The organism is Paractinoplanes bogorensis (assembly GCF_018829635.1).
Lineage (GTDB): Bacteria > Actinomycetota > Actinomycetes > Mycobacteriales > Micromonosporaceae > Actinoplanes > Actinoplanes bogorensis.
Genome location: NZ_JAHKKG010000001.1, coordinates 146,957 through 163,515 on the forward strand (window position 1 = coordinate 146,957; position 16,559 = coordinate 163,515).

At 71.9% G+C, this 16,559-nt stretch carries 15 protein-coding genes; 11 read left to right on the plus strand and 4 right to left on the minus strand.

Annotation, left to right across the window (positions count from 1 at the left end):
• The first annotated feature begins 33 nt into the window (after window positions 1-33).
• Genes KOI35_RS00725 through KOI35_RS00740 form a run of 4 tightly spaced genes read left to right on the plus strand, consistent with a single transcriptional unit; the run spans window position 34 to window position 4,771 of the window.
• The gene (locus KOI35_RS00725) at window positions 34-807 is read left to right on the plus strand and encodes an enoyl-CoA hydratase/isomerase family protein (protein ID WP_215784019.1); all 774 of its coding nucleotides are present in this window, start codon (window positions 34-36) and stop codon (window positions 805-807) included.
• 39 nt (window positions 808-846) lie between these two features.
• Window positions 847-1,440, plus strand: a complete 594-nt coding sequence (locus KOI35_RS00730; protein WP_215784020.1) for a hypothetical protein — start codon at window positions 847-849, stop codon at window positions 1,438-1,440.
• Window positions 1,441-1,466: 26 nt separating this feature from the next.
• A complete protein-coding gene (locus tag KOI35_RS00735; RefSeq protein WP_215784021.1) occupies window positions 1,467-3,095 on the plus strand; it encodes an Hsp70 family protein in 1,629 nt (542 codons plus the stop codon).
• Window positions 3,096-3,148: 53 nt separating this feature from the next.
• Complete coding sequence (locus KOI35_RS00740; RefSeq protein ID WP_215784022.1) at window positions 3,149-4,771, plus strand: acetolactate synthase; 1,623 nt, start codon at window positions 3,149-3,151, stop codon at window positions 4,769-4,771.
• 4 nt (window positions 4,772-4,775) lie between these two features.
• Here the strand turns inward: KOI35_RS00740 and KOI35_RS00745 are convergent, their stop codons facing one another.
• The 3 genes from KOI35_RS00745 to KOI35_RS00755 are packed head-to-tail and all read right to left on the minus strand — an operon-like array spanning window position 4,776 to window position 5,859.
• Entirely contained in the window at window positions 4,776-5,120 is a 345-nt protein-coding gene (locus KOI35_RS00745) for a PLDc N-terminal domain-containing protein (RefSeq protein WP_215784023.1), read from the minus strand.
• A 38-nt stretch (window positions 5,121-5,158) separates the two neighbouring features.
• The gene (locus tag KOI35_RS00750; RefSeq protein WP_215784024.1) at window positions 5,159-5,476 is read right to left on the minus strand and encodes a DUF202 domain-containing protein; all 318 of its coding nucleotides are present in this window, start codon (window positions 5,474-5,476) and stop codon (window positions 5,159-5,161) included.
• Window positions 5,473-5,859, minus strand: a complete 387-nt coding sequence (locus KOI35_RS00755; protein ID WP_215784025.1) for a YidH family protein — start codon at window positions 5,857-5,859, stop codon at window positions 5,473-5,475. The genes KOI35_RS00750 and KOI35_RS00755 overlap by 4 nt, the downstream gene beginning before the upstream one ends.
• A gap of 375 nt (window positions 5,860-6,234) precedes the next feature.
• On the opposite strand from KOI35_RS00755, the gene KOI35_RS00760 reads away from it, so the two are divergent.
• From KOI35_RS00760 to ligA, 6 genes are all read left to right on the plus strand, one after another.
• A complete protein-coding gene (locus tag KOI35_RS00760) occupies window positions 6,235-7,011 on the plus strand; it encodes an electron transfer flavoprotein subunit beta/FixA family protein (protein WP_215784026.1) in 777 nt (258 codons plus the stop codon).
• A gap of 14 nt (window positions 7,012-7,025) precedes the next feature.
• The gene (locus tag KOI35_RS00765; RefSeq protein WP_215784027.1) at window positions 7,026-7,958 is read left to right on the plus strand and encodes an electron transfer flavoprotein subunit alpha/FixB family protein; all 933 of its coding nucleotides are present in this window, start codon (window positions 7,026-7,028) and stop codon (window positions 7,956-7,958) included.
• Between the two features lie 75 nt (window positions 7,959-8,033).
• Window positions 8,034-9,218: a cysteine desulfurase family protein gene (locus KOI35_RS00770; protein ID WP_215784028.1), complete on the plus strand. Its 1,185-nt coding sequence runs from the start codon at window positions 8,034-8,036 to the stop codon at window positions 9,216-9,218.
• A gap of 10 nt (window positions 9,219-9,228) precedes the next feature.
• Entirely contained in the window at window positions 9,229-10,308 is a 1,080-nt protein-coding gene (gene mnmA / locus KOI35_RS00775; protein WP_215784029.1) for a tRNA 2-thiouridine(34) synthase MnmA, read from the plus strand.
• On the plus strand, window positions 10,301-11,290 hold the full coding sequence (locus tag KOI35_RS00780) for a uroporphyrinogen decarboxylase/cobalamine-independent methonine synthase family protein (protein ID WP_215784030.1): 990 nt from the start codon (window positions 10,301-10,303) through the stop codon (window positions 11,288-11,290). The genes mnmA and KOI35_RS00780 overlap by 8 nt, the downstream gene beginning before the upstream one ends.
• 297 nt (window positions 11,291-11,587) lie before the next feature.
• Window positions 11,588-13,942 carry an NAD-dependent DNA ligase LigA gene (gene ligA, locus KOI35_RS00785; protein WP_498371303.1) on the plus strand — a complete coding sequence of 785 codons (2,355 nt, stop codon included), beginning with the start codon at window positions 11,588-11,590 and terminating at the stop codon, window positions 13,940-13,942.
• 62 nt (window positions 13,943-14,004) lie between these two features.
• Here ligA and KOI35_RS00790 read toward each other — a convergent pair whose 3' ends face one another.
• Window positions 14,005-16,035, minus strand: coding sequence for a putative bifunctional diguanylate cyclase/phosphodiesterase (locus KOI35_RS00790; protein WP_215784032.1), 2,031 nt, complete (start codon window positions 16,033-16,035; stop codon window positions 14,005-14,007).
• A 224-nt stretch (window positions 16,036-16,259) separates the two neighbouring features.
• On the opposite strand from KOI35_RS00790, the gene gatC reads away from it, so the two are divergent.
• On the plus strand, window positions 16,260-16,559 hold the full coding sequence (gene gatC, locus KOI35_RS00795; protein ID WP_215784033.1) for an Asp-tRNA(Asn)/Glu-tRNA(Gln) amidotransferase subunit GatC: 300 nt from the start codon (window positions 16,260-16,262) through the stop codon (window positions 16,557-16,559).

Genomic DNA, 16,559 nt, shown 5'->3' on the forward strand with positions numbered 1-16,559 from the left:
GGCTGAGCTGAACCAATCCTCAGGAGGCGCGCGGTGGGCGAGTTCGTCACGTTGGAGAGCACCGATGGCATCGGCACGATCCGGCTGAATCGTCCCCCGATGAACGCGCTGAACACCCAGTTGCAGGAAGAGTTGCGGGCCGCCGCGCATTCCGCCGCGACCGACGAGCAGATCAAGGCCGTCATTGTGTACGGCGGTGAGAAGGTCTTCGCCGCGGGTGCCGACATCACCGAGTTCACCACGGCCGGCTACCCCGAGATGGCCGTCCGGGCGGCCGCGCTCTCCAGCGCCTTCGACTCGGTGGCCCGGATCCCCAAGCCGGTCGTCGCCGCGATCACCGGTTACGCCCTCGGTGGCGGCTGCGAACTGGCCCTGGCGTGCGACTGGCGGGTGGTGGCGGAGGACGCCAAGCTCGGCCAGCCCGAGATCAAGCTGGGCCTCATCCCCGGGGCCGGCGGCACCCAGCGGCTGGCCCGGCTGATCGGACCGGCCCGTGCCAAGGATCTGATCTTCTCGGGGCGCATGGTCGACGCCGCCGAGGCGCTCCGGATCGGCCTGGCCGACCGGGTGGCGCCCGCGGCCGAGGTCTATGCCACCGCCGTCGCGCTCGTCCAGCCGTACGTGTCGGGACCCTCGCTGGCCCTGCGGGCGGCCAAGCTGGCGGTCGACGGCGGTCTGAACACCGACCTGGCCTCCGGACTGGCCCTGGAGTCGCAGCTTTTCGCCGGTCTGTTCGCCACCGACGACCGGGTCGAGGGCACCACCGCGTTCATCGAGAAGCGTAAACCCACATTTACCGGCCGTTAGATCTCGACCACATCGACCACTTGCCATAAAGTCCGACAAGTGGAACCGGTTCCGGTCACGCACAAGGTGCGCCGCACCGTGCGCATGGCCGTTGCGCTGGTGGTCGGCCAGGCGCTGTTGTGCGCGCTGATCGGCTGGCTCACCCTGGGCCGGGCCCGGCCGGACGATCCGGCGCCGCCCGGTTCCGTGGTCGATCAGCTCGCGGCGCCGCCGCTGGCCGCCCCGCCGGTGCCGGTGCCGTCGTCGTCCTCCTCGCGCGCCCCGGCCGTCTCGAGCACCCGGGAGCGTAAAGCGATCCGCCCGGCACCGACGACCACCGCTCCGGTGCCGACGCGCACGCCACAGCCGATCTCGGTCCCACCGGAAGAGCCGGCCATCGTGCCCCCGGTCCCACCGGCGCCGTCTCCGTCGGCCTCGCCGTCGGTGTCGGTTCCGGTGTCGGCCAGTCCGATCACCGTGCCGAGTCCGGTGACCACTCCCTCGCCCCCGGCCAAGGCGCCGGACGAGGTGCAGCAGCCGGTCGTGGTGGGGGACGAATGCCGCCCCGAGGGCGCATTGGGGCGCACCGCGGAGGGCGAACTGGTGAAGTGTGTCCGCGACGGGCGTCACCGGGCGCGCTGGAAGATCGTGTGACAGCGGGGACCCCCTAGACTCAGGGGATGGCCATCGACCAAGGTGAGCCGAAAAGGCATGCCCTCGGCGTGGACTTCGGCACCTCGAACACCGTCGCGGTGGCGCGCTGGCCCGACGGCCGCGCGCGCCCGATCCTGGTCGACGGAAGCCCGCTGCTGCCCTCGGCGGTCTACGCCGAGCCCGGCGGCGCGCTGGTGGTCGGTCGCGACGCTGTGCACAGCGCCCGGCTCGACCCGGTGCGCTTCGAGCCCAACCCCAAGCGCCGCATCGACGACGGCACGGTGCTGCTGGGCGAGGAGGAATACCCGGTCGTCGACCTGATCGCGGCCGTGCTGGCCCGGGTCGCCGAGGAATGGCACCGCGCGGTCGGCCCGGTTCTGCCCGAGGTCACCCTGACCTGCCCGGCCACCTGGGGCGCGACCCGCCGGTCGCTGCTGGCCGACGCGGCCGCCCAGGCCGGGCTCACCCGCGCCCGGCTGGTCGCCGAGCCGGTCGCCGCGGCCACCTACTTCGCCGAGGTGCTCGGTCGTGACGTGCCGATCGGCTCGGTCGTGGTGGTGCACGACTTCGGCGCGGGCACGTTCGACGCGAGCGTGGTGGCCCGTACGGCGTCCGGCTTCGAGGTGATGGCGGTCGACGGCCGCGACGACATCGGCGGGCTCGACATCGACGCCGCCATCGTCGAGCACCTGCGCACCAGCGAGTGGGAGAGGCTGCTCGAGCCGACGACGGCTCAGGAACGCCGGGCCCAGCGCCAGCTCTGGGAAGAGGTGCGGATCGCCAAGGAGCGGCTGTCCCGCGCCCAGTCGGCCGACTTCGTGGTGCCTCTGCTCGACACCGAGGTGCACCTGACCCGCGACGAGCTCGAGAAGCTGGCGCGGCCGGTGCTGGAACAGACCGTACGGGTGACCAAGGGTCTGCTCGAGTGGGCCGATCTGCCCGACGGGCGCCTGGCCGGCGTCTTCCTGGTCGGCGGGGCGAGCCGGATCCCGCTGGTGGCCACGCTGCTGCACCGCGAGCTGGGCGAGGCGCCGGTGGTGATCGAGCAGCCCGAGCTGGTGGTGGCCGAGGGCAGCATCCTGGCCGGCGCGGCGCTGCTGGCCACCGGGGCGAACGCACCCGGACCGACCTCCGAGCTGCGACTGGTCTCGACCGGGCGGGCCGAGTCGGCGACCGTACGCGTCGCCGCCGCGACGGTGCGCATCCCCGGCACGACCGGCCTGCAACCCGCGGTCGACCCGTGGCCCGACGCCGACCACGGCTGGGTGCCCGACCCGCACGCGACAGTGCCCACGCCCAAGCCGAAGTTCGAGCGGCCGGTGTCCACCCCGCCGATGTCGTCCGGGCCGATGTCGTCCGGGCCGATGTCGCCGCCGCACGGCATGGCCTCGGTCAGCCACTCGATCAGCTCGCGGCCGGTCTCGCCGCCGCGCCCGCCGATCTCGCGGCCTCCGACGCAGGTCTCCCAGGCTGTCCGGCGCACCAAGAAGCGCAGCGGCTTCCTGCGCTTCCTCCAGGTGCTGTTCAGCGTCGCGGTCATGATCGTGGTGCCGCTGGCCGCGCTCGTGCTGGCCTACGGCTACGGCAACGGCCTGCCGATCCAGGACGACGCGGCCAACCTGATCCGCGATATCCGAGACCTTCTCGGCTTCTGACGGTACTGACCGGTAACGTACCTGCACCGACTAAAGGTCAGGGGGCACCAGGCATGGCAGAGGTGATCGAGGGTCACGGCGGCGAGCTGGCGCTGGCCGCGGCGCGGGCGTTCGGGGTGAACGAGATGTTCACCCTCTCCGGCGGGCACGTGTTCCCGCTCTACGACGCCGCACACAAGACCGGTTTCCCGATCTACGACGTCCGCCACGAGCAGACCGCGGTCTTCGCGGCCGAGGCGGTGGCCAAGCTGCAGCGCCGTCCGGGGCTGGCCGTGCTCACCGCGGGGCCGGGCGTGACCAACGGCATCTCCGCCCTGACCAGCGCCTTCTTCAACGCCTCGCCGGTGCTCGTGCTGGGTGGCCGGGCGCCCGCCTTCCGCTGGGGCTCGGGCAGCCTGCAGGAGTTCGACCACGTGCCGCTGATCGCCCCGGTGACCAAGTACGCGGGCACGGTCGGCGACACCGACGCGATCGCGGGCGAGGTGCGGGCTGCCCTGACCGAGGCGCTCACCGCCCACCGTGGCCCGGCCTTCCTCGACATCCCGCTCGAGGTCGTCTTCTCGACCGGTGAGGCGGCGACCCCCGGAGCGCCCGCCGTCCCGGTGATCGAGGCCGACCCGGAGGACGTGTCCAAGGCGGCCGCGCTGCTGGCCTCGGCCCAGCGGCCGGTGATCATCGCCGGTTCCGACGTCTGGGGCGGCGACGCGATCGTCGAGCTGCGGGCCGCGGCCGAGGCGCTCCAGGTGCCCGTCTTCACCAACGGGATGGGTCGCGGCGCGCTGCCGCCGACGCATCCGCTCGCCTTCGCCAAGGCCCGCCGGCCCGCGCTCAACGAGGCCGACGTGGTCTGCGTGATCGGCACCCCGCTCGACTTCCGGCTCGGCTTCGGCGAGTTCGCGGCGGCCCAGGTCGTGCACATCGTCGACGCCCCGAGTCAGCGGGCCACGCACGTCGAGCCGGCCGTCTCGCCGGCCGGCGACCTGCGGCGCATCCTGGCCGCGATCGCGGACCACACCGGCGACCGCGCCGACCACACCGAGTGGATCTCGGGGTTGCGCTCGGCCGAAGACGCGGGCAAGGCGCGCGACGCCGAGGCGATGGCGGCCGAGACCGACCTGATCAAGCCGGCCCGCATCTACGGCGAGCTGCGCAAGGTGCTGGCGCCCGACGCGGTGACCATCGGGGACGGGGGCGACTTCGTCTCGTACGCAGGAAGGTTCCTCGAGCCCTCGCAGCCCGGCACCTGGCTCGACCCGGGTCCTTACGGCTGTCTCGGCACCGGCATGGGCTACGCGATGGGGGCCCGGGTGACCTATCCCGACCGCCAGATCTGTGTGCTGATGGGCGACGGTGCGGCCGGCTTCTCTCTGATGGACGCGGAGTCGCTGGTCCGGCAGGGACTCCCGGTCGTCATGGTGGTCGGCAACAACGGCATCTGGGGCCTCGAGAAGCACCCCATGCAGGCCATGTACGGCTACGACGTCGCGGCCGACCTGCAGCCGGGGTTGCACTACGACGACGTCGTGACGGCGCTGGGCGGCGCGGGAGAGACGGTCGAGAAGGCGTCCGAGATCGGGCCCGCCCTGGAGCGCGCGTTCGCGGCCGGGGTGCCCTACCTGGTCAACGTGCTGACCGACCCCGGCGACGCGTACCCGCGCTCGTCGAATCTCGCCTAGCCTTTCAGGGTTTGTCCTCCTCGCGGTTGTTTAGGTCCTTTTCCCACTGGGCGAGCATTTCCCGGTCACGCCGGGACTGCTCGGTGTCCACCGACCGGAGGAAGTCGGGGTCGTCGTCGGGCGAGGTCGGCGCGTGACGCCGGCGCGCGATGCCGCCCTCGACAGGCGCGGGCCGCGGGCGACCCCACACGAAGTACGCGAGCGGGCCCAGCAGGGGGATGAGAAGGATCACCAGCACCCACACGACGCGGGGTGCGTTGCGCACGCGAGAGACCGACAGACAGCTGATCAGAGCGAGCACGAAAAGCACCAGCTGCACGGCAGCCAGGAAGATGAACAACCGGACCATGAGGCAATGATGACGCGCCCCGGCCGATCCGGCGACGATCAGAGCATGACAACCAGGCCTGCGAGCCCCGCGAGAGCGACCGTGATCAGGGCGTACGCCGTGATCGAACGGCGTCCGGGATGTGGCGGGCGCTGTTTCAGGGCCCGGGCCCGGCGGTAGGCGATCCGGATCAGCAGCGACCAGCACAACGCGGCCACCGCGGCGGTGATCCACTGGGCCGGCCCGGCGTCCGGGTGGAAGGCCGGGCGGGCGGCGAGCAGGCCGGCCACGGTGGCCGAGAGGGCGGTACGCCGCCAGGCCAGCCGGGTGCGCTCGGCCGAGGCGCCGTGGTCGGGTGTCCACTCCTGATCAGTCATCGGGGCGACTGCAGCAGCACCGCGATGATCAGCAGGATCGCGCCCAGGGCGACCACGACGGCGAGCACCGCGGGGAACTTCGAGCCGGGCAGCTCCTGGCCCAGGCGCATGGCCCGTTCGGTACGGGCCCAGTGGTCGACCGCGCGCAGCGCCACCAGGCCGCCGAGCACGAGCAGTGAGACGGCGATGATCTCGCGCAGATAGGCGATCGGCAGCGGCGGCAGGAACTGGGCGGTGCCGAGCCCGCCCGCGATCAGCGCCAGGCCGGTGCGGATCCAGGCCAGGAACGTGCGCTCGTTGGCCAGCGAGAACCGGTAGTCGGGCGTACGGCCGACCGTCGGGGTCTTCTCCGGGTCGATCCATTGCCGCAGCGCTCCGAGCACACCTGGGATTATTGACCTTCCAGGTCAAGAAGGTGCGTCCAGACGCTGCGGACTTCGTCACGTACGCAGAGTTCGCGCTCGCGCCCGCAGCGGCACCAGGGAGAGTCGGGAGCCACACGACCATGGGTGTCCAGCACCATGGCCGACCGGCGTGGTAGACGATGTGAGGCGGACGGGAGCAACCCGTCGGCCGCTGGAGTGATAAGGCCGGACATTTCGTACACCTCCCTGTACCGACTGTAGCGATCAGGCGGGCGGAGCGGGTGAGGTGAGTCACTCTCGGTGGCCGACGACGCCTAAGCTACTGACGGGTAACCTGTCGGGAGGCGTCCGGCCGCAACGGTGCGTTCATCAACAGGAGGTCGTAGGAGCGCGATGAATATCGTCGTACTGGTCAAGCAGGTACCCGACTCCGGTGCCGAGCGCACGCTGAGCGCCGACAACACGGTCGAGCGCGCTTCGGCGAGCAATGTCATCAACGAGATGGACGAATACGCCATCGAGGAAGCCTTGAAGATCAAAGAGGCGCACGGTGGCGAGGTCACCGTCCTCACGATGGGGCCGGCCGGTGCGACCGAGTCCATCCGCAAGGCGCTGAGCATGGGCCCCGACAAGGCCGTCCACGTCTCGGACGACGCACTGCACGGCTCATGTGCCGTGGCCACCTCGAAGGTGCTGGCCGAGGCCCTCAAGACCCTGAACGCCGACCTGATCATCGCCGGCGCCGAGTCGACCGACGGCCGCGTGCAGGTCATGCCGCACATGCTGGCCGAGCGTCTGGGCATCGCCGCGCTGACCGGTGCGCGCAAGCTCACCGTGGACGGCACGCAGCTGACCGCCGAGCGGCAGACCGACGAGGGCTATGAGGTCGTCACCGCTTCGACCCCGGCTGTGGTCAGCGTGTGGGACACGATCAACGAGCCGCGCTACCCGTCCTTCAAGGGCATCATGGCGGCCAAGAAGAAGCCGGTGCAGGCACTCTCGCTGGCCGACCTGGGCGTGGCCCCCGACGAGGTCGGCACGGCCGGCGCGACGAGCCAGGTGCTCGAGTTCGCCCCGCGTCCGCCGCGCTCGGCCGGCACCAAGGTCACCGACGAGGGCGACGGCGGCACGCAGCTGGTCGCGTACCTCGCCACCGAGAAGTTCGTCTGAGGGGGGCGGAGATCATGGCTGAAGTTCTGGTTGTCGTCGAGTCCGGCGTCAAGAAGGTCACGCTCGAGATGCTGACCCTGGCCCGCGGGCTGGGCGAGGTGTCCGCGGTGGTGTTCGGCGAGGCCGACCACGACAAGCTCGGCGAGTACGGCGCGTCGAAGATCTACGTCGCGTCCGGCGACGACGTCGACGGTTACCTGGTCGCCCCCAAGGCGTCGGTCCTGGCTTCCCTCGTACGGGAGAAGTCGCCCGCCGCCGTCCTGCTGGCCTCGACCCAGGAGGGCAAGGAGATCGCCGGCCGGCTGGCCGTCAAGCTGGACAACGGGCTGCTCACCGACGCCGTCGACGTGGCCGCCGACGGCACCGCCACGCAGGTCGTCTTCGCCGGCTCGGGCATCGTGAAGTCCAAGGTCACCCGCGGGCTCCCGATCGTGACGATCCGCCCCAACTCGACCACCCCGTCGGCGCAGGCCGCCGCGCCCGCGGTCGAGCAGCTGACGGTGACCGTCGCGGACAGCGACAAGCTGACCAAGGTCGTCGAGCGGGTCACCGAGCAGAAAGGCTCGCGCCCCGAGCTCACCGAGGCCGGCATTGTCGTCTCGGGCGGTCGCGGCGTCGGCAACGCCGACAACTTCAAGCTGGTCGAGGAGCTGGCCGACCTGCTCGGTGGCGCGGTCGGCGCGTCCCGCGCGGCCGTCGACTCCGGCTACTACCCGCACCAGTTCCAGGTCGGCCAGACCGGCAAGACCGTGTCGCCGCAGCTCTACGTGGCGCTCGGCATCTCCGGGGCGATCCAGCACCGGGCCGGCATGCAGACCTCGAAGACGATCGTCGCGGTCAACAAGGACGCCGAGGCGCCGATCTTCGAGCTCGCCGACTACGGCGTGGTGGGCGACCTGTTCAAGGTCGTGCCCCAGGCGGCCGACGAGATCCGTAAGCGCAAGTAAGTCCCGATCCAACGGCCCGGTGCTGACTCCCTTCAAGGGCCAGCGCCGGGCCGTTCGTCGTCTCAGGCATAAGCTTTGGCCGTGACGGCCTACTTGGATCACGCTGCGACCACGCCGATGCTCGACGAGGCGCTGGCGGCATATGTTGCGGCGGCCCGCGAGGCCGGAAACGCGTCGTCCCTGCACGCGGCCGGCCGGCATGCCCGGCGCACGGTCGAGGAGTCGCGCGAGCGCATCGCGGCCGCGGTCGGCGCCCGGCCGTCCGAGGTGATCTTCACCAGCGGCGGCACCGAGAGCGACAACCTGGCCGTCAAGGGCATCTTCTGGGCCCGGCGGGCAAGCTCGCTCAACCGCAGCCGGGTGGTCGCGTCGGCGGTCGAGCATCACGCGGTGATGGACACGGCCGAGTGGCTCGGCGCGCACGAGGGGGCCCAGCTGAGCTGGTTGCCGGTCGACGCGAACGGACGGGTCGATCCGGCGTCGCTGGGCGAGCTGCTGGAGGCGTACGGGGAAGAGATCGCCGTCGTCAGTGTGCAGTCGGCCAACAACGAGGTCGGCACCATTCAGCCGGTGGCCGAGCTCGCGCGTCTGGCCGCACAGGCGGGCGTCCCCTTCCACACCGACGCTGTGCAGGCCCTGGGGCAGATCCCGGTCGACTTCACGGCCGGCGGGGCCGCCGCGATGACGATCACCGGCCACAAGGTGGGCGGACCGGTCGGGGTGGGTGCGTTGCTGCTCGGGCGGGACGTGGCCTGCACGCCGCTGCTGCACGGTGGTGGTCAGGAACGCGATGTGCGTTCGGGCACGCTGGACACGGCCGGGGTGGCCGCCTTTGCGACCGCTGTCGAGATCGCCGTCAAGGGCCAGGCCGCGTACGCGGAAAGGGTCGGCTCGTTGCGCGACGACCTGGTGCGCCGGGTGGTCGCCGCCGTACCCGACGCGATCCTCAACGGTGACCCGGCCGACCGGCTGGCCGGCAACGCCCACTTCAGCTTCCCGGGCTGCGAGGGCGACGCGTTGCTGCTGCTCCTGGACGCGCAGGGCGTCTGCTGCTCGACCGGCTCGGCCTGCTCGGCCGGGGTCGCCCAGCCCAGCCACGTGCTGCTGGCGATGGGCGCCGACGAGGATCGCGCACGCTCGTCCCTGCGCTTCACGCTCGGCCACACCAGCACCATGACGGACATCGACGAGCTGCTGGCCGCCCTGCCCGGGGCGGTCGAGCGCGCCCGCCGCGCCACCGCCTGGAAAACGCCCCGTTAGGCTTGGTGTCATGCGAGTTCTAGCGGCCATGTCGGGCGGAGTCGATTCCGCCGTTGCCGCCGCGCGCGCCCACGCCGCCGGCCACGACGTCACCGGGGTGCACCTGGCGCTGGCGCGTAACCCTCAGACCTACCGGACCGGTGCGCGGGGCTGCTGCACGCTGGAGGACAGCCGCGACGCCCGCCGCGCCGCCGATGTGATCGGCATCCCGTTCTACGTGTGGGACATGGCCGAGCAGTTCCACGCCAACGTGGTCGACGACTTCGTCGCCGAATACGCGGCCGGCCGCACGCCCAACCCCTGCCTGCGCTGCAACGAAAAGATCAAGTTCGAGGCCGTGCTCGACCGGGCCGTCGCGCTCGGCTTCGACGCCGTGGTCACCGGCCACCACGCGCGCCTCGGCGCCGACGGGTGGCTGCGCCGCAGCGTCGACCAGGGCAAAGACCAGTCCTACGTGCTGGCCGTGCTCACCCGGGCCCAGCTCGACCGCGCGGTCTTCCCGCTCGGCGACTCGACCAAGGCCCAGGTGCGTGAAGAGGCGGCGGCCCGCGGGCTGGCCGTGGCCGACAAGCCCGACTCGCACGACATCTGCTTCATCGCCGACGGCGACACCCAGGGCTTCCTGCAGCGTCAGCTCGGGTCGGCGCCGGGCGACATCGTCGACGGCCGCACCGGCGAGCGCCTCGGGTCGCACGACGGGGCCTACGGGTTCACCGTCGGCCAGCGCAAGGGACTCGACCTGCGCGTCCCGGCCGCCGACGGGCGCCCGCGCTACGTGTTGTCGATCACCCCGGTGACCAACACGGTGACCGTCGGCCCGCGCGAAGACCTCGAGGTCTCGGTGATCGAGGCCGGCAAGGTCATCTGGCACGGTTCGTCCACGCCGCTCGAGTGCGAGGTGCAGCTGCGGGCCCACGGCGAGGTCTATCCGGCCACGGTGACCGTCGAGGGCGACACCCTCACCGCTCGCCTGGCGTCGCCCGCCCGCGGTGTCGCCGCCGGTCAGGCGATCGTGGCCTACCAGGGCGACGCCGTCCTCGGCTCGGCCACGATCAACGCCGCGGTGCCGCTGGCAGCCGCACGTGCCTGACTTCCCGTGGGCGCCGGGCTCGGCCACCGGCATCGGGTCGCTGCCCGGCACCGACGTCGCCGAGGCCCAGCGCATCGTCTTCGGTGAGCTGCCCGACCTGCCGCACCTGGCCGAACTGCCCGCCCGGGGCCCCGGCGCCGACATCATCGGCCGCAGCGCCGGGTTCCTGGTCGACCTGCCGGTGCAGCTCTACGCCGGCCGCTGGCAGGTCGCACCCCGTGCCGGCCGCGACATGCGGGTCACGGCCGACCTTCTCGAACGTGACCTCGACCAGCTGACCGATCAGGGCGACCGCTACGCGGGCCCGCTGAAGGTCCAGTCGGCCGGTCCGTGGACCCTGGCCGCCTCGATCGACCGGCCGATCGGCGGTCGGCTGCTGCGTGACGCCGGTGCCGTGCGCGACCTGACCGACTCGCTGGCCGAGGGCCTGCGCCGGCACGTGGACGAGGTGCGCAAGCGCCTGCCCCGGGCCGAGATCCTGCTGCAGCTCGATGAGCCGTCGCTGCCCGCGGTGCTGGCCGGGCGGGTGCCGACTGAGAGCGGGCTGGGCGCCTACCGGGCCGTTCCCGGTCCCGACGCCGCGACCGCGCTGCGCACGATCGTCGAGGCCGTCGGTGTGCCGGTGGTCGCGCACTGCTGCGCGCCGGCGGTCCCGCTGCAGGTGTTCCGCGACGCCCGGGCGGCGGCCGTGGCGCTCGACCTGTCGCTGCTCAAAGACCTCGACCCGCTGGGGGAGGCCCTCGAGGCCGGGCTGGGACTGTTCGCCGGGGCGGCGCCCACCGTGCCCACCGGGCGGATCACCGGCCAGCAGGTCGCCGAGCGGGTCTCGACGCTGTGGAAACGGCTCGCCTTCGCGCCGGCCCGGTTGCCGCAACAGGTGGTCATCACGCCGGCCTGCGGGCTGGCCGGGGCGACGCCGGATTACGCACGGGCCGTGCTGACCGCCTGCCGCGAAGCCGCCCGGCGACTTTCCGAGGTCTAGCCACAGACTGCCCGCACAGTCCGCCGTCACAGCCCGCCCGCACAGTCCGCCCTCACAGCCCGCAGTCACAGCCCGCCCTCCCAAGGGGGAACCCCCGCCACTGCCACAACCTTGGCAAATTTCGCGGATCTTGGAGCCGTGCCCTGTGGATAACTTCCGGGCTGTGGACAAACGCGTCCGGCAGCGAAATTGTCAGGGGTGGCGACTAACGTTCCGGCTATGTCTGATGAGCCCGCTCCCGTCGTCAAGGATCCGACGCCGCAGGCCAGCGCGCGCCACGCCGAGCTGAGCGACGAGCTGCGCGGTCATCAATACCGCTACTACGTGCTCGACTCGCCGACGATCTCCGACGCCGAGTTCGACAAGCTGCTGCGCGAGCTCGAGGGCATCGAGGCGGAATTTCCCGGATTGCGTACGCCGGATTCGCCGACCCAGAATGTCGGCGGCACCTTCTCGACGCTGTTCACCCCGGTCGAGCACGCCGAGCGCATGCTCTCGCTCGACAACGTCTTCGACGACGCGGAGCTCGCGGGCTGGGTCGAGCGCACCGTGCGCGACGCGGGCGGCCCGGTCGAGTTCATCTGCGAGCTCAAGGTCGACGGTCTGGCGATCAACCTGACGTACGAGAAGGGGCGTCTGGTTCGCGGCGCCACCCGGGGCGACGGCCGCACGGGGGAGGACGTGACCTCCAACGTCCGCACGATCCGCGAGATCCCCGAGCGCCTGGCCGGCGACGACCCGCCCGAGCTGCTCGAGGTCCGCGGCGAGATCTACTTCCCGGTGTCCGCGTTCGCCGATCTCAACGCGTCGCTGGTCGAGCAGGGCAAGGCCCCGTTCGCCAACCCGCGCAACGCCGCGGCCGGCAGCCTGCGGCAGAAGGATCCGCGGGTCACCGCCTCGCGGGGGCTGCGCATGGTCGTGCACGGCATCGGCGCCCGGGCCGGGTTCACGCCCACGTCGCAGTCGCACGCCTACGAGGCGCTCAAGGCGTGGGGCCTGCCCACCAGCGACCGGTGGAAACTGGTCGACGGCCTGCCCGGCGTGCGCGACTACATCGCCTATTACGGGGAGCACCGGCACGACGTCGAGCACGAGATCGACGGCGTGGTGATCAAGTGCGACCCGGTGGCCATCCAGGGCCGGCTGGGCTCGACGTCGCGGGCGCCGCGCTGGGCCATCGCCTACAAATACCCGCCGGAAGAGGTCACCACCAAGCTCCTCGACATCCAGGTCAATGTCGGCCGTACGGGCCGGGTCACCCCGTTCGCGGTGCTCGAGCCGGTCAAGGTCGCCGGGTCGACGGTCGGGCTGGCCACGCTGCACAACGCCCGCGAGGTCGAGCGCAAGGGCGTGTGGATCGGCGACACCATCGTGCTGCGCAAGGCGGGCGACGTGATCCCCGAGGTGCTGGGCCCGGTGATCGACCTGCGCCCCGACGACGCGCGCCAGTTCGTCATGCCGACGACCTGCCCGGCCTGCGGCACCGAGCTGGCGCCGGCCAAAGAGAGCGACATCGACATCCGCTGCCCCAACACGCGGTCCTGCCCGGCGCAGCTCCGTGAGCGGGTGTTCCACCTGGCCGGGCGCGGGGCGTTCGACATCGAGGTGCTGGGCTACAAGGCGGCCCAGGCGCTGCTCGACTCGGGCGTGATCAGCGACGAGGGCGACCTGTTCGCGCTCACCGAGGATCAGCTGCGCCAGTCGCCGTTCTTCGTCAACCAGGACGGCAGCCTCGGCTCCAACGCGGTCAAGCTGCTGGAAAACCTGCAGACCGTCAAAGACCGTCCGTTGTGGCGGGTGCTGGTGGCGCTCTCGATCCGGCACGTCGGACCGACCGCGGCGCAGGCGCTGGCCCGTCAGTTCGGCTCGATGGAGGCAATCGAGGCGATCGTCGCCGCCACCCCCGGCAGCGTCGAGGAAGCCGTGGCGGTCGAGGCGGCCGCCCTCGATTCGTCAGTGGCCGCAACGGCGACCGACGTTCTGCGAGCCGGCGAGAGCGCGGCGGCAGGCGAGGGCGCGGCGGTGGGTGAGAGCGCGGCAGCGGGCGAGGACGAGGTGGCCGGCGAGGGCGCGGCGGTGGGTGAGAGCGCGGCAGCGGGCGAGGACGAGGTGGCCGGCGAGGGCGCGGCGGTGGGTGAGAGCGCGGCAGCGGGCGAGGACGGGGTGGCCGGCGACGACGAGGCGGGGAGGCCGGCGAAGAAGGCCAAGGCCGAGCCCGACGTGCTGTCGACCGTGGAGGGCGTGGGGCCGACCATCGCCGACAGCCTGCGCGAGTGGTTCGCCGTCGACTGGCACCGCGACATCGTGCGCCAGTGGCGCGAGGCCGGAGTCAAGATGGCCGACGAGCGGGTCGACGAGGGCCCGCGGCCGCTCGAGGGCATGACGCTGGTCGTCACCGGCACCCTCGCGACCCACTCACGCGATCAGGCCACCGAGGCGGTCACGTCCCGGGGCGGCAAGGTGAGCGGCTCGGTGTCGAAGAAGACGGCCTTCGTGGTGGTCGGCGACAACCCGGGCAGCAAGTACGACAAGGCGCTGTCGCTCAAGGTGCCGGTGCTCGACGAGGCCGGCTTCGCGGTGCTGCTGGCCGACGGCCCCGACGCGGCCCGCGAGGTGGCCGAGATCGGCGGCGACGCGACCGGGAAAGGCTGACCCGACCGGGAAAGGCTGACCCGACCGGGAAAGCTGACGTCCTAGGCGGGCGCGCGCGGGTGCTACTGCGAAGGAGTAGGCAGCGCGACCGACGGGCGTAGCGGGCGGTAACGGGCCAGCCAGTCGGCCAGGTCGGTGGCTGGCATCGGGCGGGCGTGGAACCAGCCCTGGGCGGCGTGACAGCCGGCCTCGGCCAGCAGGCGCCACGTGCGCTCGTCCTCCACGCCCTCGGCCACGGCCCTCAGCCCCAGCGCCTCGGTCAGGTCGATCACCGAGCGCACGATGGCCGCGTCGCCGTGGTCGTCCGACATGCCCAGCACGAACGAGCGGTCGATCTTCACCTCGGCCAGGGGCAGGCGGCGCAGGTGCTGCAGCGACGAATAGCCGGTGCCGAAGTCGTCGAGCGAGATCGCGATGCCCATCCGGTCCAGGCGGGTGATCGTGCTCAGGACTCGATGTGGGTCGGCCATCAGCGCGCTCTCGGTGATCTCGAGCTGGAGCAGGTCGGGCGGGACGGCGTACTCCCGCAGCAGGTCGTCGACCCGATCGGCGATGTCGCCCGCGTGCAGGTCGCGCACGCTCACGTTGACCGCCGCGCGCAACGGCCGGCCGGCGTCGCGCCAGGCCGCCAGCTGCGCCACCACCTCGTGCAGCACCCGTCCGGTGAGCAGTCGCATCACCGGCGTCGGTTCGGCCACCCGGATCAGTTCCTCCGGCCCGACCAGGCCGCGCGTCGGGTGCCGCCAGCGCAGCAATGCCTCCACTCCGACCACTTCGCCGGTCGCGATGGCGATCTGCGGTTGATAGAAGATCGCGATGCCGTCAGCCGAGGAAGGGGAGGTGGCGGAGCCCAGAGCCTGCCGCAGGTCGGCCAGCAGGGCCAGCCGGTCCGGCGTGTGGTGCGGGGCGTCCGGGCCGTAGACCGCGACCTGGTCGCCGCGCTGCTTGGCGTCGTACATGGCCGACTCGGCCTCGCGCAGCAGCGTCGCACTGTCCCCGCCCGGTTCCCGCTGCACCGCGATCCCGATCGAGGCGGTCACGTCGACCGGCGTGCCGTTCAGCGCGAACGGCCGGTTCAGCGCCTCGGCCAGGTGCTCGGCGATGCGGCGGGCCGCGGGCGGGCCGTCGACCCGGGTGGCCAGCACCGCGAACTCGTCGCCGCCGAGCCGCACCACCAGGTCGTGGCCGGGTACTACGGCGGACAGCCGGCGCGCCACCTCGGCCAGCAGCAGGTCACCGACTCCGTGGCCGAGGGCGTCGTTGACCGTACGGAATCGGTCCAGATCGAGCAGGAGGAGCGCCAGGCGCCGCCCTTGGGGCTGGGACAGCACCGCCGCGTGCAGGGCCCGCCGGTTGGGCAGGCCGGTCAGCGCGTCCATCCGGGCCGCCCGTTCGAACTCGCCCGACGAGCGCACCATCCGATGGACGGCGTGCAGCGCGAGCAGCACCAGCGGCACGAAGGCGAGGCCGACCTGGGCGGTGGCCAGCACGACCGGTCCGAGCAGCAGCAGGGCCGCCGTGGCGAGCAGTTCGACGCCGAACCGCCGGAGCCGCCGGAGGCGCTGGAGGCGTCCCGGCCGGTCCGCCATCGAACGGGCCACGGCCGCGGCCAGCCCGTAGCGGGCGACGATCCAGGCCCCGGCAGCCGCGACCGTCAGCAGGGCGTCGCCCCAGTCCGGGCCCGGGCCGATCCGCAGCGACACCAGTTCGACGACCAGCGAGGCCGCCCCGAGCGCGACCGCGTGCTGCACGGCCAGGTGCAGGATGCGCCGCACCGAGTGCCGCATCCGGAAGCCGGCCACCGTCACTGAGATCAGCTGGACCGCCAGCGCGGGCCCGTAGCCCCAGGCCAGGGCGATGGCGAAGGTGAAGCAGATCGAGGGCAGGATGACCGAGCTGGCCCGCCGGTTGGCCACCACGTAGGGCCGCGCGTCGACCATGACGGCCAGCAGACCCATCATCCAGTACGCGGCCGGGAGCGCCCCGAACGTCTCCTGGTCGAGCCCCCACAGCAGGCCGTCGATGCCGGCCACGAGCAGACCGGTGACCACGAGGGCGCGCCGTCGTCGGGTGTGGGGGCGTACAGCGTCCATGCGACCTCCACCATGGCCTCGATCAGCGATCGTTCTCACGATAGATCCACATGGTCAATTCGCCGCGAAACCGCATTGCCGTTATCAAATCGGCATACGGTGCCAAACGCGCATTGAGCAGAAATTACGCCGTACGGGTGACGACTCCCCGGACGACGGTGGAATTGAAGAGCGAAATAGACTCGTACGGTCAGTGACATGTCTGGACAGAAAGTGGGGGCAGGATGGCCGCCATCTCCCGCGAAGAGGTCGCGCACCTCGCGCGCCTGTCGCGGCTCGCCGTGACCGAGGAGGAGCTCGATCGGTTTGCGGGGCAGCTCGACGTGATCCTGCAGTCCGTGGCCCGGGTCGGCGAGGTCGCCGCCGACGACATCCCGCCCACCTCACACTCCGTGCCGCTGACCAACGTCTACCGCGACGACGTTCCGGCGCCGAGCCTCACGCAGGACGAGGCGCTCTCCGGCGCCCCCGACGCGTTCGAGGGCCGGTTCCGGGTTCCGCAGATTCTCGCTGAGGAGGACTGA